24 protein-coding genes are annotated in these 21,325 nt (G+C 35.8%); 12 read left to right on the forward strand and 12 right to left on the reverse strand.

What is annotated here, in order from left to right:
• The 3 genes from ACN1CN_RS04660 (at nt 1) to ACN1CN_RS04670 (ending at nt 3,933) form a co-directional block, all read left to right on the forward strand.
• Nucleotides 1–2,826 (forward strand): TonB-dependent receptor, encoded by a 2,826-nt coding sequence (locus ACN1CN_RS04660; protein WP_419134822.1) that lies wholly within the window; start codon nt 1–3, stop codon nt 2,824–2,826.
• Nucleotides 2,827–2,930: 104 nt separating this feature from the next.
• A complete protein-coding gene (locus tag ACN1CN_RS04665; protein WP_264525613.1) occupies nt 2,931–3,353 on the forward strand; it encodes a hypothetical protein in 423 nt (140 codons plus the stop codon).
• A gap of 88 nt (nt 3,354–3,441) precedes the next feature.
• On the forward strand, nt 3,442–3,933 hold the full coding sequence (locus ACN1CN_RS04670) for a septal ring lytic transglycosylase RlpA family protein (protein WP_264525614.1): 492 nt from the start codon (nt 3,442–3,444) through the stop codon (nt 3,931–3,933).
• Nucleotides 3,934–3,996: 63 nt separating this feature from the next.
• Here ACN1CN_RS04670 and ACN1CN_RS04675 read toward each other — a convergent pair whose 3' ends face one another.
• Nucleotides 3,997–4,452, reverse strand: coding sequence for a DinB family protein (locus tag ACN1CN_RS04675; RefSeq protein WP_419134823.1), 456 nt, complete (start codon nt 4,450–4,452; stop codon nt 3,997–3,999).
• Nucleotides 4,453–4,529: 77 nt separating this feature from the next.
• Here ACN1CN_RS04675 and ACN1CN_RS04680 point away from each other — a divergent pair, with 77 nt between their 5' ends.
• From ACN1CN_RS04680 to ACN1CN_RS04705, 6 genes are all read left to right on the forward strand, one after another.
• Complete coding sequence (locus ACN1CN_RS04680) at nt 4,530–4,880, forward strand: arsenate reductase family protein (protein ID WP_291286098.1); 351 nt, start codon at nt 4,530–4,532, stop codon at nt 4,878–4,880.
• A gap of 231 nt (nt 4,881–5,111) precedes the next feature.
• Entirely contained in the window at nt 5,112–5,972 is an 861-nt protein-coding gene (locus ACN1CN_RS04685; protein WP_264525617.1) for a YicC/YloC family endoribonuclease, read from the forward strand.
• Between the two features lie 92 nt (nt 5,973–6,064).
• Nucleotides 6,065–6,637 carry a guanylate kinase gene (gene gmk, locus ACN1CN_RS04690; protein ID WP_263362153.1) on the forward strand — a complete coding sequence of 191 codons (573 nt, stop codon included), beginning with the start codon at nt 6,065–6,067 and terminating at the stop codon, nt 6,635–6,637.
• 84 nt (nt 6,638–6,721) lie between these two features.
• Nucleotides 6,722–7,087, forward strand: coding sequence for a four helix bundle protein (locus tag ACN1CN_RS04695; RefSeq protein ID WP_419134824.1), 366 nt, complete (start codon nt 6,722–6,724; stop codon nt 7,085–7,087).
• Nucleotides 7,088–7,160: 73 nt separating this feature from the next.
• A complete protein-coding gene (nadD, locus tag ACN1CN_RS04700) occupies nt 7,161–7,742 on the forward strand; it encodes a nicotinate (nicotinamide) nucleotide adenylyltransferase (RefSeq protein ID WP_263362154.1) in 582 nt (193 codons plus the stop codon).
• Nucleotides 7,743–8,447, forward strand: a complete 705-nt coding sequence (locus ACN1CN_RS04705; RefSeq protein WP_419134825.1) for a hypothetical protein — start codon at nt 7,743–7,745, stop codon at nt 8,445–8,447.
• Between the two features lie 142 nt (nt 8,448–8,589).
• Here ACN1CN_RS04705 and ACN1CN_RS04710 read toward each other — a convergent pair whose 3' ends face one another.
• From ACN1CN_RS04710 to ACN1CN_RS04760, 11 genes are all read right to left on the reverse strand, one after another.
• Nucleotides 8,590–10,065, reverse strand: coding sequence for a nicotinate phosphoribosyltransferase (locus tag ACN1CN_RS04710; protein WP_419134826.1), 1,476 nt, complete (start codon nt 10,063–10,065; stop codon nt 8,590–8,592).
• A gap of 24 nt (nt 10,066–10,089) precedes the next feature.
• A complete protein-coding gene (locus ACN1CN_RS04715; RefSeq protein WP_419134827.1) occupies nt 10,090–10,821 on the reverse strand; it encodes a metallophosphoesterase family protein in 732 nt (243 codons plus the stop codon).
• Nucleotides 10,822–10,824: 3 nt separating this feature from the next.
• Nucleotides 10,825–11,664: an ADP-ribosylglycohydrolase family protein gene (locus tag ACN1CN_RS04720; protein ID WP_419134828.1), complete on the reverse strand. Its 840-nt coding sequence runs from the start codon at nt 11,662–11,664 to the stop codon at nt 10,825–10,827.
• A gap of 42 nt (nt 11,665–11,706) precedes the next feature.
• Entirely contained in the window at nt 11,707–12,255 is a 549-nt protein-coding gene (locus ACN1CN_RS04725) for an RNA 2'-phosphotransferase (protein WP_419134829.1), read from the reverse strand.
• A gap of 5 nt (nt 12,256–12,260) precedes the next feature.
• Nucleotides 12,261–13,715 carry an O-acetyl-ADP-ribose deacetylase gene (locus ACN1CN_RS04730; protein WP_419134830.1) on the reverse strand — a complete coding sequence of 485 codons (1,455 nt, stop codon included), beginning with the start codon at nt 13,713–13,715 and terminating at the stop codon, nt 12,261–12,263.
• Nucleotides 13,712–14,125, reverse strand: a complete 414-nt coding sequence (locus tag ACN1CN_RS04735; RefSeq protein ID WP_419134831.1) for an ADP-ribosylation/crystallin J1 — start codon at nt 14,123–14,125, stop codon at nt 13,712–13,714. The genes ACN1CN_RS04730 and ACN1CN_RS04735 overlap by 4 nt, the downstream gene beginning before the upstream one ends.
• Nucleotides 14,126–14,132: 7 nt before the next feature.
• Nucleotides 14,133–14,660 (reverse strand): NADAR family protein, encoded by a 528-nt coding sequence (locus tag ACN1CN_RS04740; RefSeq protein ID WP_419134832.1) that lies wholly within the window; start codon nt 14,658–14,660, stop codon nt 14,133–14,135.
• 102 nt (nt 14,661–14,762) lie between these two features.
• Entirely contained in the window at nt 14,763–15,596 is an 834-nt protein-coding gene (gene prs / locus ACN1CN_RS04745; RefSeq protein WP_419134833.1) for a ribose-phosphate diphosphokinase, read from the reverse strand.
• A 74-nt stretch (nt 15,597–15,670) separates the two neighbouring features.
• Complete coding sequence (locus ACN1CN_RS04750; RefSeq protein ID WP_419134834.1) at nt 15,671–16,363, reverse strand: NUDIX hydrolase; 693 nt, start codon at nt 16,361–16,363, stop codon at nt 15,671–15,673.
• A gap of 115 nt (nt 16,364–16,478) precedes the next feature.
• A complete protein-coding gene (locus tag ACN1CN_RS04755; RefSeq protein WP_264525625.1) occupies nt 16,479–16,835 on the reverse strand; it encodes a PKD domain-containing protein in 357 nt (118 codons plus the stop codon).
• Between the two features lie 67 nt (nt 16,836–16,902).
• Complete coding sequence (locus ACN1CN_RS04760; RefSeq protein WP_264525626.1) at nt 16,903–17,808, reverse strand: LysR family transcriptional regulator; 906 nt, start codon at nt 17,806–17,808, stop codon at nt 16,903–16,905.
• An 85-nt stretch (nt 17,809–17,893) separates the two neighbouring features.
• Between ACN1CN_RS04760 and ACN1CN_RS04765 the strand changes: the two genes are divergently transcribed.
• The 3 genes from ACN1CN_RS04765 (at nt 17,894) to ACN1CN_RS04775 (ending at nt 21,322) form a co-directional block, all read left to right on the forward strand.
• The gene (locus ACN1CN_RS04765; RefSeq protein ID WP_419134835.1) at nt 17,894–18,655 is read left to right on the forward strand and encodes a type 1 glutamine amidotransferase domain-containing protein; all 762 of its coding nucleotides are present in this window, start codon (nt 17,894–17,896) and stop codon (nt 18,653–18,655) included.
• Between the two features lie 183 nt (nt 18,656–18,838).
• Nucleotides 18,839–19,996, forward strand: coding sequence for an iron-containing alcohol dehydrogenase (locus ACN1CN_RS04770; RefSeq protein WP_419134836.1), 1,158 nt, complete (start codon nt 18,839–18,841; stop codon nt 19,994–19,996).
• A 330-nt stretch (nt 19,997–20,326) separates the two neighbouring features.
• Complete coding sequence (locus tag ACN1CN_RS04775; protein ID WP_264525629.1) at nt 20,327–21,322, forward strand: NAD(P)H-dependent glycerol-3-phosphate dehydrogenase; 996 nt, start codon at nt 20,327–20,329, stop codon at nt 21,320–21,322.
• Nucleotides 21,323–21,325 lie beyond the last annotated feature (3 nt).

The following is a 21,325-nucleotide window of genomic DNA, read 5'->3' on the forward strand; positions in this document are numbered from 1 at the left end:
ATGAAGACAATGAAAAATTGGTTACTTACTGGACTATTGTTCATGATAGTTTCAACCGCATTTTCTCAAGGAAAAATTTCTGGTATGATTACCGATGGGGTAGGCTCATTACCAGGAGCAAACGTAGTCATTAAAGGATCTACAGTTGCTACTTCTACAGATTTTGATGGTAAATTTACTCTTAATGCAACAACAAGTACAGGAGAAATCGTTATTTCTTTTTTAGGTTACGAAAACAAGACTGTAAAATTTTCAGTATCGGGTGGAACAGCTAACGTAGGAACCATCGTTTTAACTTCTAATTCTAACGAATTAAGCGAGATTGTTGTAAAAAGCACTATCGTCGACATCGCAAAAGACAGAAAAACGCCTGTAGCAGTATCTACAATTAAAGCTGCTGAAATTCAGGAAAAACTTGGAACTCAGGAATTTCCGGAGATCTTAAGAAACACACCTTCTGTATACGCTACTAAAGCGGGTGGAGGTTTTGGAGATTCAAGAATCAACATTCGTGGTTTTAACCAAAACAATATCGCTGTAATGATCAACGGTATGCCGGTTAACGACATGGAAAATGGTTCTGTTTACTGGAGTAACTGGTCTGGTTTATCTGAGGTAGCTTCTGCTATTCAGGTTCAAAGAGGTTTAGGAGCTTCAAAATTGGTAACTCCATCTGTTGGAGGAACTATCAACATTGTAACTAAAGCTTCTGACAGAAAAGAAGGAGGATCTTTCTCTTCTGGTTTCGGAAACGGAAGAAACTTCAAAGTTCAAGGTTCATACAGTACTGGAAAATTAGCAAATGGTCTTTCTGCTTCTATCTTATTGTCTCAAACAATGGGAGACGGATACGTGAACGGAACTGAATTTGAAGGTTCTAACTACTATGTAGCTTTAGGATACGGAACAAAAAACGACAAGCATGACTTCCAACTTACAGTAACAGGAGCGCCACAATGGCACAACCAAAGATCTACTGTACCTACGATTGCTACTTACCAAAAATATGGTATCAATGGAGATCCAAACATCAGATATAACGCTGACGCAGGATTCTTAAATGGTGAATCTTACAACATCAGAAAAAACTACTACCACAAACCGGTAGCTTCTTTTAACTGGGACTATAAAATCAATGAAACTACTAAACTTTCAACTGTAGTTTATGCGTCTATGGGACGTGGAGCTGGTGCAGGAGCAACAGGTGGTATTGGTGGAAACACTTACAACAGTGCAGTATTCTTAACACCTAATGGTTTAGTTGATTACAACAAAATCCAAGCTTGGAACAACGGTACCGGACAAGTTAACTTTAACGGTGCAAACAGAACAAGAACACAAATTGGTGGTGTTTACCAAAACAGTTCTTCAACTGGTAGAACTGGAGCAGGAACTACTGCATCTCCATATGTTTACAACACTACATCAGGTATTTCACAAACTTCATCTATCAACTCTCATGACTGGTTTGGAGCGGTTATTAACCTGAACAAAAAATTATCAAACACACTTACTTTAGATTTCGGTCTTGATGCAAGAACATATACTGGATACCACTTTACTGTTGTTAACGACAGATTAGGCGGAGGTGAATTCTTTGACAACACCATGGCAAGTTTGAAACCAACTGGAAGACGTCTTACAACTACAGCTGCTACAAACGTACAATGGAATATTTTTGACAAAAGACAATATGACAAAATTTCATTCAACAGTACTGGAAAAGTAAAATGGTATGGTGCGTTTACTCAATTAGAGTACTCTAAAGACAATTTAACTGCATTCGTACAAGGAGCAGTTTCTCAACAAGGATTCAAAAGAGAAGATGACTTCGTTTACTTACCAACTGATCCATTAGCTTCTACTCCTTACAAAAACATCTTAGGAGGAAACGTAAAAGGGGGTGCTAACTACAACCTTAGCGAAAAAAGTAATGTTTACGTAAACGCTGGTTACTACTCAAGACAACCATTCTTTAACTCAGTTTATCCAAACAACAGATCGACAGTAAACCCTAACCTTACTAACGAGAAAATTGTTGGATTTGAGGCTGGATACGGTTTCCGTTCAAGATTCTTTAACGCTACAGTTAACGTTTACAACACAACTTGGAATGACAGATACTTAAAAGGTAATGCATTGCCAACTGACCCAAATACTTACACTGAATACTTAGGATTAAACGAGGTACACTCTGGAATTGAAGTAGAAGGAAGCTCTAACATCACTGACAGATTAAAAGTAACAGGTATGATCTCTTACGGAATCTGGGAATACAAAGGAAATGCTACTGTTAACGCATACAATCAGGCAGATAACTCTCCTGTAGTTGGATACACTGCTGCAACAGTATACATGGACAAAGTAAAAGTAGGTGATGCTGCTCAAATGACAGCTTCATTAGGTGCTGCTTACGAAGTTTTAACAAGAGTAACTCTTGATGCAAACTACAACTTTAACGATAAATTGTACGCTGGATTAAGCCCGATTAACTTTGCAGATCCAAACAACAAAGGAGCATTACAATTGCCTTCTTACGGTTTATTAGATGCTGGTTTTTCATACAAAATGTTAGTAGGAAAAGACAAAGACAAATCAGTTAACTTCAGATTAAACGTTAACAACGTATTAGACAAACTTTACATTGCTGAATCAAGAACTAATACTTTTGCTGACGACAACCTTCCTGTAGCTACTGGTCAACCAGCTGGTTCAAAAGGAACTTACGCTTCTAACGGAATGCTTTACAATGGAGTTGCAAACGTAAACCAGGTTTTCTTTGGTTTCGGAAGAACATGGAACTTCTCTCTACGTTACGATTTCTAATATTTAGAATCTAAATAAATACCAAAAACGGCATTGACTTTTAGTCTGATGCCGTTTTTTTTATGCCTTTTTTGCTATATTTGTTTTAACAAAAAATTCAATTTATGTACTATTTTCTACAAAAGTTCCATTCAGGTTGGGCTTATTTAGCACTGTTGCTTTTATTAATTGCTGTTGTAAATGCCATCATCGGTCTTACTTCTAAAAAAGACTTTACTGGCAAAGACCGCAAAATTGCACTGTTTGCTTTGATCGGAACTCATACACAATTACTGATTGGTCTTATTCTTTATTTTGTATCTCCTTTAGGAAAAGCTGCCTTTGGACAAATGTCTAATGCAGAACTTAGACTTACCTCATTAGAGCATCCTTTAATCAACATTATAGCTATCATTTTGATCACTATCGGGTGGTCTAAACATAAAAAATTAGTGAATAGCGAAGCGAAATTTAAAACTTTCGCTATTTTCTACGGATTAGGATTATTACTTATATTAAGTAGAATCCCATGGAACCTATGGTTCTAAAAAAAACCAATTAAAGCCCTAAAATTAGGGCTTTTTTTATCTCGGCATATTATTTGTACAAACTCCCAAGTCTGAAAAAAAATAAAACATGAGAAATAAAAAATATATTTTACTCACTTCACTTACTATCACTTTTTTAAGTTGTTTTACCTATGTCATAAGTCAAACAAAACCAGCTACTGAACCTAAAATCACTCAGGATACTGTCAAAACTGCCAGACCTAATTTAATCGCAATACCAACCGATTCTGTTTTTACTGATAAAGGTTTAAAATTAAAACCTTACAAGAAGAATGCACATGCCTCCTACTACGCTGACCGTTTTAACGGTAAAAAAACAGCCAACGGAAGCCGATTCAGCAACAGCGCTTATACTGCAGCACACAAAAAACTGCCATTCGGAACCAGAATAAAAGTTACCAATGAGGCCAATGGAAAATTTGTAATTGTAAAGGTTACAGACCGCGGTCCGTTTGTGAGAACAAGAGAACTCGATTTATCTAAAAGAGCCTTTATGGAAATCACTAAAAGCAAAGGAAGTGGTGCTATGAAAGTGACTATTGAAACGATAGTAGAGTAATAAAAAATTTAATATTCAAACCCGACAGCTTTAAAAACTGTCGGGTTTGTTGTCTTTTAAGGTCTAGACAAACTTGCGGATACTCATTACAATTCCGGTATGCACGCCTTCGTGATAATTATTAAAATCTAATGCCCCGTTTATGTTTTTCAGGGTATATCCTAAGCTGGTTGTGTATTCGTTGTACTGAACAAAAATACCTGCTGCAAAATCATTTTCAACCTGTTCTAAAGTAGTCGAAAGCAACGTACGTATTTCATCTACTTCTGCCTGCGACACGTCTCCTTCCGGTTTAGTATCTTTTCGGTACTTGGCAATAAACGCTTCCGAAATGGTAACCGGCAAACCCGATAATTTATAAACCAGAGCCTGCTGTGAAGCAACGCAATGTGCAATATTCCAAATGATATTATTATTAAATCCCGGCGGAATTTTGTTTAACTGTTCTAATGAATGATGGTCTAAAACTTTCAAAAGAATCTCTCTAATGGTCTTTTGTACTTCAAAAACTGAGTTCATATATTTATTTTTTTTCTAAAATTAGGCAATTTTAAGTTTCAAATGAATTTTCTTTGTAGTCTCTTAAATTTAAAATTATGAACAAAATATACTACCTGGCTTCCTGCGACACTTGTCGAAAAATCATTAAAGGTTTACCCAAAGACAACAATCTCGTTTTTCACGATATCAAACAAAATCCGATTACTACCGAAGAACTTGAAGAAATGTACCAGCTTTCGGGTAGCTACGAAGCTTTATTCAGCAAAAAAGCACAATTGTACAAGTCAATGGACTTAAAAAACAAGTCTTTAACCGAGGCCGATTTTAAGAAATACATCTTAGAACATTATACTTTCTTAAGTCGTCCGGTTTTTATCATTGATGGCAAAATTTATATCGGCAACAGCCAGCAAAACATCCTGCAGGTAATGAAAGCTTTAGAGTAAAAAAGTTAACCACAAATTGCGCAAATTTTCAGTAATTACATGCAACTTCATTTTCTCCAATTTGTTTCAAATTTGAGGTTCGTGTTATTCCGGCATTTAAGCTCCGGAATTTGTGTAAATTTGTGAAATTTGTGGTAAAAAACTTTAAAAAGCTTTACGCTTAACACTTTAGCATTTTACAGCCAAACACTGCAAACTTTTATTTATCTTTGCGCCTTTATACTCAATTATATGATACAATCTATGACAGGGTTTGGCAAAGCTTCTTTGCAATTGCCTACAAAAAAAATTACCGTTGAAGTAAAATCCTTAAATAGCAAAGGTTTAGATTTAAATGTTAGAATGCCTTCGCTTTACCGCGAAATGGAATTAGGTTTAAGAACTCAAATCTCTACCAAACTAGAAAGAGGAAAAATTGATTTCGGAATTTACGTTGAAAGTACTTCTGAACAAACCTCAACTAAAGTAAATGTTCCTGTTGTAAAAAACTACATTGCTCAGCTAAGAGAAGTTTACCCGGATGCCGACGAAACTGAATTAATGAAGATGGCCGTTCGCATGCCTGATACACTAAAAACAGAACGTGAAGAAATTGACGAAAATGACTGGGAGCAAATCCAGGGAATCATTGAAGAAGCCTTAGAAAACATTCTGACTTTCAGAAAAGACGAAGGCGAATCTCTTGAGAAAGAATTCAATCTTAGAATATCGAATATCCGTCAATATATGAACGACGCTCTGGCACTTGATCCGGAACGTGTAAAAGCCATCAAAGACCGTTTACAAACTGCTATTTCAGAATTAAAAGTAAATGTGGATGAAAATCGTTTCGAGCAGGAATTGATTTATTATCTGGAAAAACTTGATATTACCGAAGAAAAAGTTCGTTTAACCAATCACTTAGATTATTTCCTTGAAACTATTAAAGGTACAGAAGCCAATGGTAGAAAACTGGGATTTATCACTCAGGAAATGGGTCGCGAGATCAATACCATGGGTTCAAAATCGAATCATGCACAAATGCAAAAATTGGTTGTAATGATGAAAGATGAACTGGAAAAGATTAAAGAACAAGTTTTAAATGTACTTTAAAAGCCATAAGCTTTAAGCATTAGGCTATAAGCAAAAAAAACATAAAGTAAGAGAGCTTAAAGCGTACTGCCTAAAGCCTAAAGCATAAATTAATGAATAAAGGAAAATTAATTGTTTTCTCAGCACCTTCGGGATCGGGAAAAACAACTATAGTAAAGCATTTATTAGGGAAAGAAGATTTAAATTTAGAATTTTCAATCTCGGCAGCTTCACGCGAACCACGCGGAGAGGAAGAACACGGAAAGGATTATTATTTTATTTCGTTGGAACAATTCAAAAAGCACATTAAAGCAGAGGAATTCCTGGAATGGGAAGAAGTGTATCGCGATAATTTTTACGGTACTTTAAAATCGGAGATTGAAAGAATCTGGGCTTTAGGAAAAAATGTAATCTTTGATATTGATGTGGCAGGCGGACTGCGTATCAAACACAAATTTCCGGAACAAACTTTAGCGGTATTTGTAAAACCACCAAGTGTTGACGAACTAAAACGCCGACTAAAACAACGTTCTACAGAAAGTGATGACAAAATAAACATGCGAATTGCAAAGGCTTCGGTTGAACTGGCAACAGCACCGCAATTTGATACGATTATCAAAAATTACGATTTAGATACCGCTAAAGAAGAAGCATATCAATTGGTAAAAGATTTTGTGAACAAATAGTTTGTTTAGTCCTCAGCTCTTTAGCCGTTAGTCCTTAGTCTTTTGTTTTGACGCCAAAAACGAAAATTTAAAATCTAATTTTACATGAGTGGAGTTAAATCATATAAAGAATTACTTATCTGGCAAAAAGGGATCAAAATTGTATTCTTAGTTTATAAGCTCACAATGGATTTTCCGAAAGAAGAGATATATGCACTGACAAGCCAATTAAAAAGAGCTTCTGTATCGGTTCCATCAAATATTGCAGAAGGTTTTGGACGTCAAACGGATAAATCGTTTAATCATTTTTTAAGCATTTCTAAAGGCTCATTAAATGAAATTGAAACACAGTTAATTATCGCAAAAGAATTACAATTTATTTCTAATGACGTTTTATATAATGAAATTATGTTTCTAATCGAAGAAGAAAGTAAAATGATTAATGCCTTTTCAAGAAATCTAAAAAACTAAGTACTAAGAACTAAGCACTAAGGACCAAGGACCAAGTACTAAGGACTAATCACTAATTACCTATTACTAAACTATGAAAATAGGCCTTTATTTCGGAACGTATAATCCCATTCATGTTGGTCACTTAATTATTGCCAACCATATGGCCGAGTTTGCCGATTTAGATCAGATATGGATGGTCGTTACACCACACAATCCGCTTAAAAAGAAGTCTACCCTATTAGACGATCATCAACGTTTGCAAATGGTTTATTTAGCTACGGAAGATTATCCGAAAATAAAACCTTCAGACATAGAGTTCAAATTACCCCAACCCAATTATACCGTTAATACGTTGGTTCACCTGCATGAAAAGTATCCAACGCATGACTTCTCTTTAATTATGGGAGAAGACAATTTGAAAACGCTTCACAAGTGGAAAAACTACGAGGTCCTTTTAGCGGATTATGATATTTATGTTTATCCCAGAATTTCAGAGGAGGAGGAAAATATCGAATTAAAATCGCATCCAAAGGTTCATATTATTGATGCTCCAATTGTAGAAATCTCTTCTACCTTTATCCGAAACAGCATTAAAGAAGGAAAAAACATTCAGCCACTTTTGCCTCCAAAAGTTTGGGAATATATCGATCACAATAATTTTTATAAAAAGTAAATGTCTTTCTCTGCTTCGATTTTTTATCCAAAGAAATCCAGACAATTTGATTTTACTTTATCTGAAAAGCTAACTTATTATTCTTTAATTGCTAGTGTTTCATATGTCTTATTGCTTGTATTTATAGAAACTTCATTTGGATTTAAGATTTCAGAATATGCTTATTATTTGCTTATCATTCCTGTTATAATTTATTTCATTGGTGGCGCCATCAGACTAAACGAATATGAGAACCTAAATGGTTCTTTTATGGGAATAATTTCCTTTGAAGATGATTTTTTAGTTATTGATGCCAAACAATATCACTATAATAAAATAGAAAATTTAATTCTATACGGAAACTCTTATTCTGGTCAAAGAAACGAAAACACAAGATCTGGTCCGGTATACAGCAACGGAATAAACAACTTGATTTCTTTTAATTATGAAGGTGAAAAAATCTCCCTAAATTTCAAATTAGATTCTGAAAGACATATTGATGAACTGCAATTCGCTTTATTGGACATTATTACCAATGAAAAGATTCCATACCAAAGAAAGTATTTAAATTTTATAAATATGGAACACCGCTCCTACACAAAATTTGAGTTATTCGTTGCAAAATTGATCAAAGAAAAGAGGGTGGAATGCACGGAAGGATTGCTATTAATAGGATATGATTCTGATAATGAAGCAAAAGAATTAAGAGCAAAATACTGTTGCTAGAAAACATGACGACAATCACAAAAAAAGCCTGAATTTTCAAATTCAGGCTTTCCTTTTTAAATACTAGTTGCTTTATAAACAACTCCAGCGGAATATCATCAAAACAATTGATATATCATCCCTCGGGGATTTAGTAATTCAATTAATAAGTATCTGCAACAATACTATTAATTTTAACTCGAGATCTAATATCTGCTAAAGACTGCTCTACTAAAAGTTTTCCGTCTCTGAAAACTTCCTTCAATTCGCCTTGTTTTTCTTCTTCCCAGAAAACATTATCCGTTAAATGATATACACCATCAATCAAATCAATTTTCATCAATCCTTTGGCTGATTTTTTAGTTCCGTCATCTGTGATCGGATCTTTAAAAATAGCTCTTCCTTCTCCGTCAACTTCTCCATAGGTGGCTTTCATCGCAAAACCAAAAGTATCTCTGGTGTTGTATTGATACGTGAATGAACCAATTCCCAAAACAACGTTGGTAGAAGCAAAACCTTTTTCTTTTAATCTTTCGCCAATCTGAGTTGCTCTGGCTACGGTAATACTATCCCCGTAAATAGCCCCAATTTGAGGAATAAGCTCTTTATATCCTTTTGCATTAACAACGCCTCCAAAAACGTCCCAAAGCAGCTCAATTACCCCTTTTTTCTCTTCTTCGGTTTTTCCGTTTGGATTACCGCAAATAATATCCACCGGATCTCCACTATCAGGACGGATCACTACTTTACCTTCTCTGGCAACTATATCTTCTTTTAATCGCGGCAAATAATCGGTAAGCACTTTCCATAAGTCCCAGGTATCCGAAACGATAGAAACGATTCCTTTTGGATATACTTCTGTCACCAATCTTTTGAAAGTTTCGCATTCGCCTTCGGTCGTTCCCATGCACATTACAGAATGCTCTGTTGCCGCAACCGAACCTGCGATTAATTCCGTATCGGAATTAGCCTTGTAATATTCTTCAAAAAAGTCAATCACCGGAATGGTGTCTGAACCTGTAAAGCTCAACAAATGTCCAGCAGCAGAAGTAATTGCAGCTTCAATTCCACCCATTCCTCTCATAGAAAAATCATGTGCCTGCCAGTCTACAAATTCAGGAACAGAAGAAGTTTCGTCGGCAAATTTGTCCAATACTTTTCGATATTCTTTAGCAATCGTAGCAGAGTTACAAGGCAGCCATACTACTGCAGACAATAAAGTTTCAAAATAATTCGTCAGCCAGAAAAATTCCGGAAGTGTGTTGTACATGGTAAACATTGGCACTCTTAAAGGTACGCTTACCCCTTCTGGCAACGCTTTAAATACCATCGGAATATATCCTAAATCGTGTAAATCCTCGATATGTTTGGTTCCAACCTGATTTTCACCTAAATAATTATTGATTCTGCGAGCGTATTTTTTAACCACTTCCTCTTTAGGCTGTTTAAAAAAATCGGCTTCAAAATCATGAATAATATATTTTTTGATGAAATATTGCAATCCGAAAAACACAACTTCTTCCAAACCTTCGATTCTTGATTTTCTTGGTGTCCAGTTGGAGTATACTAGTGTGGTTTTATCCGGATATTGTCTTCTGTGGTCAACTTTGTAACCGTCGGTTAATAATAATGGGTTCATAAAATTTCTTAGTTATTTTTTAAATTATTTATTTCTTCCTTTTTCATTTGAATAAAGCTGTTGTACGATATCACTTTGCCAATATCTTTTTGTTTCGACATCAAGACAGGTTAATTTACCATAAAAACCAGCCCCGGTATCAACATTCCACACATTGCAACCTTGCATTGGAATCTCTATATTATAATGAAGGGTTGGCGTGTGACCAATATAAATCTCGTTATAAAGTAATAATCTTTTCGGATAGGAAAGCGAATTTTTTTGAATTCTCTTATCCATAGTCAAAGCCATTTCCCACAACGTCCTATCCCACGAATAATTGGTTTTGTAATGTTCTTTCTCCGGACCATGCATCGATGAAAAACCGGCATGAATAAATAGATTGTTGTTTTCGTCTACAAAGTAATCCTTCATGGTATTGAAAAAATGACGATGTTTTTCTTTTTCTGAAAATTCAATATCGACATAACTCTCTATAGTCGATTTTCCTCCATGCAAAAACCAAATATCGTTTATAACCTCATCCTCTAACCATTCCTGACACCAGACATCATGATTACCTTTGATAAAAATACACTCCTGTTTTTCAGATAAATCAATAAGAAAATCAATTACTTGTTTTGATTCACTCCAGCCGTCTACATAGTCTCCCAGAAAAACAAACCGATCCTTTTCTGACCCATCCATTCTTTCCAATAACTGAATTAATGCTTTTAATCCGCCGTGAATATCCCCAAAAACAAAGGTTCTTTTCATGATTTAATTAAACTTATTATCGAGAGCTGCATCTAATTTTATTAGAAAATCTTTTCCAAATGTATCATTCTCTAAACCTTCGTACAAAAATGCAGGTAAAGTTTTATCGCAATTTTCTTTGTTACTCAAAATCGCCATGCGTAAGGCGGCAACCGTATCGGTATCTCCACCATAATCTATACTTGTTTTCAGGCAATCTTTCATAGAAGTGGCTTCCGAAACGATTTTAATGACCGCTTGTGTCGTTGGATAACCGTGCATATCAATTGGTGAAGTAATCCTGTAGGTTTCATTTTCCTTTAGCGTTTCATTCAAAAATGATATCAGGGTTGATCCATCCCCTAAATTGTATTTAAAGTAGTGAACAGCCAACGCAATACGCTTCGCACAACTGATCCCTTCAACTGTATAATGGGAAGTTCTTGCCTGAATTTCGCAGAACTGCATCAATTGATCGATATCCTTTAAGTAGCCAATACTGTAAGCTCTCATGGCAGAACCGTTTCCGCTACTTCCTTTATCGATTGTTTTGATAAAATCAATTCCGCTCTTACTGGCGTCCAATGCATTGTAAACTCTGTCGGAATACCCTCTTCTTTTATCTCTGTGAAAGACCTCAACAAATTTATCGGCCACTTTTACTTCGTTCCAGTTCTCGTCCTCTAACAACAATTCCGAAATTGCAATTGCCATCTGAGTATCGTCTGTATATCGTTTATAAATTTCGGTATAAAGTCCGTGTTTATGATATTGGGTTAAATGGTTGTTTTGAGCAATAAAATTCAGATCCCGAAATTCAAAACCTGCACCGTATGCATCGCCTATTGCTGCTTCTAGTATCATAATGAGTTGTGTTTTATAATTTAAAATGGCGGCTGATACTTTTTACGATTTGAATTCTATGTACTTTGCCGGTACCTCAGCAGTCAGCCAAACATTATTTTCGGACAAATAAAATTTAAATCCGTCTTTGTACATGGCACCGCTTCTTACGGTCAGAATCTGTGGAGCGCCACGTCTGCTTCCCACTTTTATCGCAGTTTCTTTGTCTTGGGAAAGGTGTACGTGCTGACGGCTCATTTTTTGTAAACCTTCACGTTTTATGCTTTCCATAAACTTTCCAACGGTTCCGTGGTAAAGAAACTCTGAAGGTTCGGCCTCATTCAGGTTCAGTTCGACTGAAATCGAATGTCCCTGACTGGCTCTGATTTTTGTTTTGTCTTCATTAAAAGCAAAACGTTTTTTATCATTGTTTTCTACCACATAATCCAAAAGTTCGACGTCTAATTTGTTTCCCTTTTGAGAACATTTCGTAATTAGTTCTTCTACATCTGCCCAACCGTTTTCGTCTAATTTTAAACCTATCGTTTCCGGTGAGTGTCTGAGTACCAGACTCAGAAATTTACTCACACTTTTTGCTATTTTTTCATTCATATTTTTTAATTTTTTAACGTTAAAGACAATCGTTCACACAAATCATCAATATCGTTTTTTCTTGCTACTCCCAAAATCCACTTCTGAGGAATGTTGTCAATTCCATAGTAAATACCTGCCAAACCACCTGTGATAGCAGCGGTTGTATCGGTATCTCCACCTAAGTTTACGGCTTTTAAAACGGTTTTCTCGTAGGAGTCCCCATTTAAAAAACACCATAAACTAGCTTCTAAACTATGAAGAACATAACCTGACGACTGGATTATATTTTCGGGATATTCAGCTATATTATTCTTTAAAATCCTATCAAACAATTGAAGTTCAAGAGGACTGTATTTCTTGTCCTTTAAAAATTCGACAAGAATACCCTGCATCTTTGTATATGCTTCTGTCTTATCACTGCCTTTTAAAAGTTCTAAGCAATACACAACGTAGATAAAACAGGCAAATCCTGATCTAAAATGGGCATGGGTAATAGACGATACTTCTTTTACTTTTTTATAAATGACTTCGATATCTTTTTCTTTTTTGAGATAAAAGACTAAAGGTAAAATTCTCATCAAAGAACCATTTCCGTTATCCTCTTCAAAAAAATTCCCTGAGAATCTAGCAGATTCACCTTTTACCACTCTCGCTAAAGAATATCTTGTTGAGCCTCCAATATCAAATACTTTGTGGTGCGCTCCCCAGTACCCTTCCTGCATCCATTTTACAAAAGTTTGCCCCATGTTCTCTATGTCATAGCCCGTACACAAACTTTCGGCAGTACAAAAAGTCAATGAGCTATCATCGCTCCACGTTCCCGGAGGCTGATTCCAACACATATACCCCATCATATCTAAAACAGGGTTTTCACTCAAAGTATCTCTTGATTTAAATTCAACCGGAACACCCAGCGCATCACCAACCGCTACACCAAACAAGCCCGATTTAATTTTATAATCGTAATCATCTTCTGTTATATCATTATAAATTCTGAAATTCTCTTCATCAAAACAAACGAAAACAATTTTCTCGAATTGATTTTTTAATTCAAAATTATTGATAGTATTAATCGCGATTTCGGCCGCCAGGTCTTTTGGGAACTTATAGATACCTGTACTTATATTAGGAAAAGCAATTGTTTTTATATTATTTGCGATCGCCAATTCTAAAACACTCAAATAGCAATTTTGCAACAATTCGACTTCGAGACTTTTACCTCCATTCCAGACAGGTCCAACGGTATGAATCACATATTTTGAAGGCAAATCACCAGCTGTTGTTAGTACAGCATCGCCCACTTTACATCCACCTTGTTTGTTTCGAATTTGAATACATTCCTCTAAAACCGCTTTTCCACCTTTTCTATGAATAGCGCCATCGACTCCGCCACCGCCTAATAAGGAAGTATTCGCTGCGTTTACAATTGCGTCAATCTGAATTTCAGTGATATCTCCTTTTAGAATTTCTACAATCACTTTTTAAATCTATTAAGTTTATCTCTTAGTTCAATATTCTCAGTTACCAAAGAACGATCCGTAAAATGTACATTCAATACACCTATTCCATCAACTATATTAGCGTTAAAATCAACTAAATCTTCAGAAGGAATCCAAAGTTCGTTATGATTTTTGTCTCCAACATTCTGAACTTCATATTTCTCTAAAAATGCAGTTTTAACCTCAAAAGCAGTAACGATTCCAATAAACCCGGAAAACTCATCAACTGTATTCCACTCAAAAGCTATTTGTTCAGCATATTTCTGATTGGTTACCGGATAAAAAATAGGTTGCCAGTCCAATCTTGGAGGAAATGATACATAACCTGTCTCGGCAATTAACTCCATTTCTTTCAATCCTACCGGACGATATAATCTTGTTGTTTCCATAATCTAATTATCTCAATTCATCCCTAACTTCCATCAAAGCAAAACCTAACAAATTTAAACCTTTCCATTTAGCAGGATTCAAAACATCTTTGTGATCACCAGCCATACCAATTCCCCAAATAGCATCAACCGGACTGGCTTCTACAATAATTCTGTCGTTTGTATTTAGTAAAAAAGTTTTTAGTTCTTGATTTTGACTGAATTTATGATAATTGCCTTCTTTCACAATGTCAAATCTGGCAGCTAACCAAAGCGTTTCATTATAATTCTTCACTTCTCGTCCTAACTTTTTAGCTTCGGCAGGAGAATTAGCTTTAATAATTTTTGCTAAAACTTCGTTATCTTTAAACAATTCAGCCTTCTTAGCCATCATCCAGTGTTCGGCAGTTTTGTAAGTCACTTTATCAACGGTAAAAGCACTTAACCACCACTGACTGAAACAGGTTTTCGAAATGCTTCCGTCGTTTGTTGGCTGGTGTCCCCAAAAAAATAAAAATTTACTTTCCGGAGCTATAGTATTTATATTGTATTTCATGTTTTCTGTTATTGAAACAAAGATGTGATTTCTTTGTTTTTTTGTTTCAGGTTTCAAGTTTCAGGTTCACTATATAACTTGAAACCTGAAACTTGAAACTTTTTAAACTAATTGATCCAATCCAATCACCTGAACGCTTTCGCCTTCGAAATCTTTTACGGAATTGGTGGTAAAAATAGCGTCGAAGCAATTTAAAACTTCGAAACCTTTATTGAAAATTCCGTGGCTTACGGCCAGGTATAATTTTCCTGCATTTTTCTTTTTTAACTCTTCAGCCAGTCCTACGAAAGTTCCTCCTCCGTCACAAATATCATCCACAATTAAACAATCCATTCCGTTTAGATCGTCTTCGTATACTTTGAAACCAGATAGTCTTCCGGTTTTTACATCACGGCTTTTGCTGCATTCTACCACCTCAATACCGCCAAGAAATTCAGAAACTTTGTAGATTTTCTTTAAAGCGCCACCATCCGGAGAAATTAATTTTACGTTTTCTCCAATTACTTTTAAAACTTCTGCTATAAAAGTATGATTAGGGATCACTTCACAATTGTTTACCAATGCCGGAGTCACTTCAGAGTGCGCATCAAAAACAAACACTTTATTCAACTGAAGCGCATTGATGATATCAGCATATACTTTTACAGATAAAGATTCGCCTTTAATCATAACACGATCCTGTCTGGCTGCCGGGAAGTAAGGAATGAACAAATCAATTACTTTAACCTCCATTCTGCGCAAAGCGTCTACTGTGATGCACAATAAACCTAAATCGTTGAATGAATTTAATCGGTGTGTAATGGTTACTTTTTGTGTAGGATCAAAATCAGGGTTAATTTTGATATGAGGCTCTCCTCCTGAAAATGTAAAGCTTTGGAATTTTATTTCTTCTTTATTAAGAATTGGAGTGAATTTTGGGTCTAAATTAAGTATCATAGTTTTTTAGTTTGCGTTAATTATACGCAAATATAGATCAATATATTTATTAAACAATTTATTTTGTGTAAAATTTACGCAAACTTTATTTCGAAGTGAAATCCTTTTTCGATTAACACTTTATATTTCAAGTCATTAAACCTAAAAAGTTTTGCAGGACGGCCGCTTTTTACGGGCGAAAAATGATCGGTTTGATCTAGAAAACCATAGCTGAGTATCTTCTTTCTGAAATTTCGACGGTCTATTTCTTTCTCCAAAATGGTACAATAAAGGTTCTCTAAGTCGGAAAATAGAAATTCTTGTGGAAGTAAATCAAAGCCAACCGGTTCATAAGTCAGTTTTGCTTTTAGTCTTGCAATCGCTTTTTCTACGATTAAATTATGATCGAAAGCCAGAGCGGGAATCTCGTCTATTTTGAACCATTGCACTCGTTCGGCATCAGTATCGGCTTTAATTTCCAGACCTGAAGCGTCTACTAAAGCATAATAGGCAACCGAAATGACACGATTTCTGGAGTCCCGGTTAATATCATCTCCAAAAGTATACAGCTGTTCCATATAAGTAAGCCGAACATTGGTCTCTTCGTGCAACTCTCTGATAACCGCTTCACTTAAAGATTCGTCGTGTTTTACTAAACCGCCTGGCAAAGCCCAATACTTTTCGGCAGAGCCAAACTTTTGCTCAATTAAAAGTACATACAAACTGTTGTTCTTATATCCAAACACAATGGCATCAACCGCAATCCGAATATTTTGAAAATTCTCCATATCTAAAAAATCATATCTCACAAATATAACGAATGAGAGCCAATTTTATAATCTATCGCCTAAGCAATAAATCATAAAACTGACTCTCATCACTATCCTTTTTCTTTCTGCCTGTCTAATTTATTGTTACTGTTCTTTTTGGAATAGACGTACAATCTGCCCCATTTTTTGCAACAGTAACCTCTGCTTTCACTTCATACGTTCCTGCTGCCGGGTAAATATGCGTAGTACTGGTTCCGGTTCCGGTGGTACCGTCTCCAAATGTCCACTTTACCCCCACTAAAGTCCCGGTTCCGCTATATCCAACGGAATAGTTCATTAATTTCGGATTAGTAGCATCAGTTGAATTATGTAGTTTTACAAAAATTGCTTCTCCCAGGCAATCTACGATCTCCTCAGCGTCGTCTTTGCTGCAGGAGTTCGCCGCAAAAAACACCAGAGCAAGCATTAAAATTGATACTATCTTTTTCATTTTTATTTTTTTTAAGAATTTATTTATCAAAATTATTCTATAAAAATACAGAAAACAATGATTTTCATCATAATCGGTTACCAAAAAACAATTTTAACTCTTTGGAGATAATTTCAAAAAACGAATTCAAGTTATTGTTTTTAGCGGTCAGCAGATACACATACTCTTCCGGTACATGAAAACTGTTCCATAACAATTGTAGTTTATTCTCTGTAATGTATTTTCTCGCATTGCAATTCCAGGTAACCGCAACCCCTTCATTATCGGATAACATTCGGAGCATTTCAGATTCAGAAGGAATAATATAATTTGGCACCATCGACGGCCTTTTTTTATTGAAAGCATGCAGCCAGAATAATTTTATGTGCGGAATTCTCGCATCATGGCTGTACCATTTTTGCTCATTCAGCCACTGCTCTACTGCTGTATAATTATCCGCCTTCAGTTTCTGACGAAATTCAGTCGCATCCAAACGTACCGGCGCCACCATGATTAGCTTAATTTTTCCCACGATTTCATAGATCGTATCAAACGTATCATACCTTTTTGTGGTGATTGCAAAATCAAGTTTTTTAGCATCCACTAACTCAAAGAGCACATCGTTTTCTGCAAAAGTAAAATCGATTAAATCAAACTTAGAGATCAGCAGATTTCCAATACAATTAAAAAGATTCCTCGAAATACCAACCGAAATTAATCGGGTAGCATCTTCTGCTTTTGCGCGAAAAGTACTCTCTACATTTTCAAGCCGGTCAAGGGCATCTATGATTAAATTATTGAGTAACTTAGCGTATTCCGTTGGTTCTACGCCTTTTGACTTTCGGTTAAACAATTTATTCCCAACATGGGCTTCCAGCATTGAGATTTGCTGGCTAACTGCAGGCTGACTCATAAATAACTCTTTTGCAGCAATCGAAAAATTTCCGTTTTTATATACAGCCTTAAAGGTTCTGTACCACTCCAGATTCACCATGACATAAATATATTTATAACAAACATAGTTTATTTTATTTTTACTGATATCACTTTAACCGTAAATTTGATCAAAATTTAAACTTATGAAAAAAATAGCCTTACTTACGATTATAGCATTCAGTGCTTTTAGCACCTCTGCTATAGCTCAAAAATCAACAAAAAAAGGTACCAAAAAGGTACTATTTGTTGTAACCAGCAACGATAAACTGGGGAATACCGGAGAGAAAACCGGATTTTGGTCAGAAGAATTCGCTGCACCATATTATGAACTATTAGATCAGGGTGTCGAAATCACCATTGCTTCGCCTTTAGGAGGTCAGCCGCCAATTGATCCAAAAAGTGTCGATCCGGCATCGGCAACTGCAGACACCAAACGTTTTGACGCTGATAAAACTTTACAGGAAAAATTAAAACACACCCATAAACTTTCTACGATCAACCAGAAAGATTATGATGCTGTTTTTTATCCGGGAGGTCACGGACCACTTTGGGACCTGGTAGAAGATAAAAACTCGATTGCTTTAATTGAATCTTTCTACACTCATAAAAAACCCGTTGCTTTTGTTTGTCACGCTCCGGCAGTTTTAAAAAACGTAAAAGTTAACGGTGTCTTTTTAGTAAAAGGCAAAAATGTTACCGGTTTTACAAATGCCGAAGAGGAAGCTGTGGGGCTAACCAAAGTCGTTCCGTTTTTACTCGAAGATGCTTTGACAAAAAATGGCGCCAAATTTTCGAAAGAAGCCAATTGGCAGCCATACGCTGTACAAGACGGTCTTTTAATTACAGGACAAAATCCGGCCTCGTCTAAACTGGTAGCTGGTAAATTATTGCAACAGTTAAAGTAAAAAAGGCGCTAAGGTTCTTAGGCACTTAACAAAAAAAGCTTAGAGCCTTAGTACCTCAGCACCTCAGAAACTTAAAAACACAACAATTAAAACAACAAAGATCATAAGGTTATGAATTACTAAGATTGTAAACAAAAAAACTTAGTACCTCAGTGCCTTAGCATCTTAGAAACTTAAAAAAAAATGCTAAACTTTGAATTATACAATCCGACGAATTTAATCTTCGGAAAAGGACAAATTGAAAAACTTTCTACTCTGGTTCCTAAAGATGCCAAAATCTTAGTGGCCTATGGTGGTGGAAGTATTTTTAAAAACGGAATTCACGAACAAGTCATCAACCACTTAAAGGGTTTTGATATTGTAGAATTTGGCGGTATTGAACCCAACCCGCATTTCGAAACTTTAATGAAAGCGGTTGCTGTTATTAAAGCGGAGAAAATTGATTTCATTTTAGCTGTTGGTGGCGGTTCAGTAATCGACGGGGTAAAATTCATTTCAGCGGCTGTAAATTTCGACGGAGATCCGATTGATATTCTGCAAAAACGTTTACTTATTAAAGAAAACGCTGTTCCTTTCGGAACTGTTTTGACTTTACCTGCAACGGGAAGCGAAATGAATTCAGGAGCTGTTGTTACCATCGAGGCAACACAGGAAAAACTGGCTTTTGGCGGAAGTGCCCTTTTCCCTAAATTTTCAATTTGCGACCCAACTGTCATTGCTTCGTTGCCTAAAAGACAATTGCAAAATGGTGTTGTCGATGCCTATACACACGTAATGGAGCAATACCTGACTTACCCGCACGAAGGCTATTTACAAGATCGCATTGCCGAAGGAATTTTACAAACTCTTATCAAAGTTGGTCCAAAAGTAGTTGAGAATCCAACCGACTATGCTTTGGCTTCTAATTTTATGTGGAGCTGTACCATGGCTTTAAACGGACTGATTCAAAAAGGAGTACCTTCGGACTGGGCCACCCACATGATTGGTCATGAATTAACGGCTTTATACGGAATTGATCATGCCAGAACTTTGGCGATTATCGGGCCTAGTTTGTACCAAATAATGTTTGATACGAAAAAAGAAAAACTTGCACAATATGGCCGAAGAATTTTCAGCTTAACGGGTACTGATGATGAAGTGGCAAAAGGAGCAATCGATAAAACCGTTGCCTTTTTCCATACGATGGGAATGGATACTAAGCTCTCACAATACACCGACGATTACAGCAAAACAGCCGATTTTATCGTAAATCGTTTTAACGAAAGAGGCTGGAAAGGTTTGGGAGAAAAACAATTGATTACACTTGAAAAAGTAAAATCGATTGTTGAAATGAGCTACTAAGGTATAAATTCCAAATAGAAAAATCCAAATTCCAAATTTTAAGCTCATTTGGAGTTTTACAAAAAAGGCGTTCTCACTTTCGGGGAACGCCTTTTTACAATACTAAAACAAAATTAACTAACTCAATTCTTGCTAAACTCATTAAATTCTAATTTATAAATAGTTACAACGTATTGATTGTCTTTTTATTGTACAGACCTGAAAATATTTTCTTTTTAATTTTAAACCTTCTGGAAACCATTGTATTTAATGGCGGTTTCTAAATTTCTTAAATGAGATTTTGTATTATTACTACATTATTAAGTACTTTTGCTTTAAATTATTAAAATAATGAGCGAAAATTTAAAATTTGCAGTAATTGGAGGAGGAAGCTGGGCAACGGCAATTGCAAAGATGTTATGCGTAAATCTTTCAGAAATTGCCTGGTACATGCGTAATGATGCTGCTATCGAGCACATACAGAAATACAAACACAATCCAAACTACCTAAGTTCGGTTGAATTTGATACTACAAAACTTAAACTGACGAATAATATTAATGAAGCTGTCGCTTATGCCGACTATGTGATTTTTGCAATTCCATCTGCTTTTTTAGATGGTGAATTAAAGAATCTAACAGTTTCATTGGCAGACAAAATCATCTTTTCGGCGATTAAAGGAATTGTTCCTGAGACAAGTTTGATCGTTGGAGAGCATTTTCACATTCAGTACGACATTCCCTACTACAACATTGGTGTAATTACAGGTCCTTGTCATGCTGAAGAAGTAGCATTAGAAAGACTTTCGTATTTAACCATCGCTTGCGGAGATCCTGATAAAGCACAGGTTGTTGCAAAACATTTATCCGGAAATTACATCAAAGCCAAAATTTCGGATGATATTATTGGTACCGAATATGCAGCAATGCTTAAAAACATCTACGCTATCGCAGCAGGAATTGCACACGGTTTAGGATATGGAGACAACTTTCAGTCGGTTATGATGAGTAACGGAATTCGCGAGATGAAAAAGTTCATCCGAAAAGTTCACAAAATGAAACGTAACATCAATGATTCGGCTTATTTAGGCGATTTATTAGTTACAGGATACTCTGTATTCTCAAGAAACAGAATGTTCGGAAACATGATTGGAAAAGGGTATACGGTAAAAAGCGCCATGATGGAAATGAGCATGGTTGCCGAAGGATATTATGCCACTAAAAGTGCTTATAAACTAAATCAGGGTTACGGTGCTAAAACTCCAATTATCGATGCTGTTTACGCTGTTTTATACGAAGGTAAAGATGCAAAATCGGTTTTCAAGAAATTAACGGAGTCTTTGGATTAAGTT

Origin of the sequence: Flavobacterium sp. T12S277, from assembly GCF_048514875.1 — a bacterium.
Classification (GTDB): Bacteria; Bacteroidota; Bacteroidia; order Flavobacteriales; family Flavobacteriaceae; genus Flavobacterium.

What these genes read in the sequence shown, in the direction of transcription:
- ACN1CN_RS04765 (WP_419134835.1), top strand. Translation starts at nt 17,894, where the DNA reads ATGAAAAAAATAGCCTTACTTACGATTATAGCATTCAGTGCTTTTAGC.
- nadD (WP_263362154.1), top strand. Translation starts at nt 7,161, where the DNA reads ATGAAAATAGGCCTTTATTTCGGAACGTATAATCCCATTCATGTTGGT.
- ACN1CN_RS04680 (WP_291286098.1), top strand. Translation starts at nt 4,530, where the DNA reads ATGAACAAAATATACTACCTGGCTTCCTGCGACACTTGTCGAAAAATC.
- ACN1CN_RS04775 (WP_264525629.1), top strand. Translation starts at nt 20,327, where the DNA reads ATGAGCGAAAATTTAAAATTTGCAGTAATTGGAGGAGGAAGCTGGGCA.
- ACN1CN_RS04770 (WP_419134836.1), top strand. Translation starts at nt 18,839, where the DNA reads ATGCTAAACTTTGAATTATACAATCCGACGAATTTAATCTTCGGAAAA.
- ACN1CN_RS04715 (WP_419134827.1), bottom strand. Translation starts at nt 10,821, where the DNA reads ATGAAAAGAACCTTTGTTTTTGGGGATATTCACGGCGGATTAAAAGCA.
- ACN1CN_RS04675 (WP_419134823.1), bottom strand. Translation starts at nt 4,452, where the DNA reads ATGAACTCAGTTTTTGAAGTACAAAAGACCATTAGAGAGATTCTTTTG.
- ACN1CN_RS04670 (WP_264525614.1), top strand. Translation starts at nt 3,442, where the DNA reads ATGAGAAATAAAAAATATATTTTACTCACTTCACTTACTATCACTTTT.
- ACN1CN_RS04740 (WP_419134832.1), bottom strand. Translation starts at nt 14,660, where the DNA reads ATGAAATACAATATAAATACTATAGCTCCGGAAAGTAAATTTTTATTT.
- prs (WP_419134833.1), bottom strand. Translation starts at nt 15,596, where the DNA reads ATGATACTTAATTTAGACCCAAAATTCACTCCAATTCTTAATAAAGAA.
- ACN1CN_RS04710 (WP_419134826.1), bottom strand. Translation starts at nt 10,065, where the DNA reads ATGAACCCATTATTATTAACCGACGGTTACAAAGTTGACCACAGAAGA.
- ACN1CN_RS04725 (WP_419134829.1), bottom strand. Translation starts at nt 12,255, where the DNA reads ATGAATGAAAAAATAGCAAAAAGTGTGAGTAAATTTCTGAGTCTGGTA.
- ACN1CN_RS04660 (WP_419134822.1), top strand. Translation starts at nt 1, where the DNA reads ATGAAGACAATGAAAAATTGGTTACTTACTGGACTATTGTTCATGATA.
- ACN1CN_RS04720 (WP_419134828.1), bottom strand. Translation starts at nt 11,664, where the DNA reads ATGATACTAGAAGCAGCAATAGGCGATGCATACGGTGCAGGTTTTGAA.
- ACN1CN_RS04665 (WP_264525613.1), top strand. Translation starts at nt 2,931, where the DNA reads ATGTACTATTTTCTACAAAAGTTCCATTCAGGTTGGGCTTATTTAGCA.
- ACN1CN_RS04695 (WP_419134824.1), top strand. Translation starts at nt 6,722, where the DNA reads ATGAGTGGAGTTAAATCATATAAAGAATTACTTATCTGGCAAAAAGGG.
- gmk (WP_263362153.1), top strand. Translation starts at nt 6,065, where the DNA reads ATGAATAAAGGAAAATTAATTGTTTTCTCAGCACCTTCGGGATCGGGA.
- ACN1CN_RS04705 (WP_419134825.1), top strand. Translation starts at nt 7,743, where the DNA reads ATGTCTTTCTCTGCTTCGATTTTTTATCCAAAGAAATCCAGACAATTT.
- ACN1CN_RS04685 (WP_264525617.1), top strand. Translation starts at nt 5,112, where the DNA reads ATGATACAATCTATGACAGGGTTTGGCAAAGCTTCTTTGCAATTGCCT.
- ACN1CN_RS04760 (WP_264525626.1), bottom strand. Translation starts at nt 17,808, where the DNA reads ATGGTGAATCTGGAGTGGTACAGAACCTTTAAGGCTGTATATAAAAAC.
- ACN1CN_RS04735 (WP_419134831.1), bottom strand. Translation starts at nt 14,125, where the DNA reads ATGGAAACAACAAGATTATATCGTCCGGTAGGATTGAAAGAAATGGAG.
- ACN1CN_RS04755 (WP_264525625.1), bottom strand. Translation starts at nt 16,835, where the DNA reads ATGAAAAAGATAGTATCAATTTTAATGCTTGCTCTGGTGTTTTTTGCG.
- ACN1CN_RS04750 (WP_419134834.1), bottom strand. Translation starts at nt 16,363, where the DNA reads ATGGAGAATTTTCAAAATATTCGGATTGCGGTTGATGCCATTGTGTTT.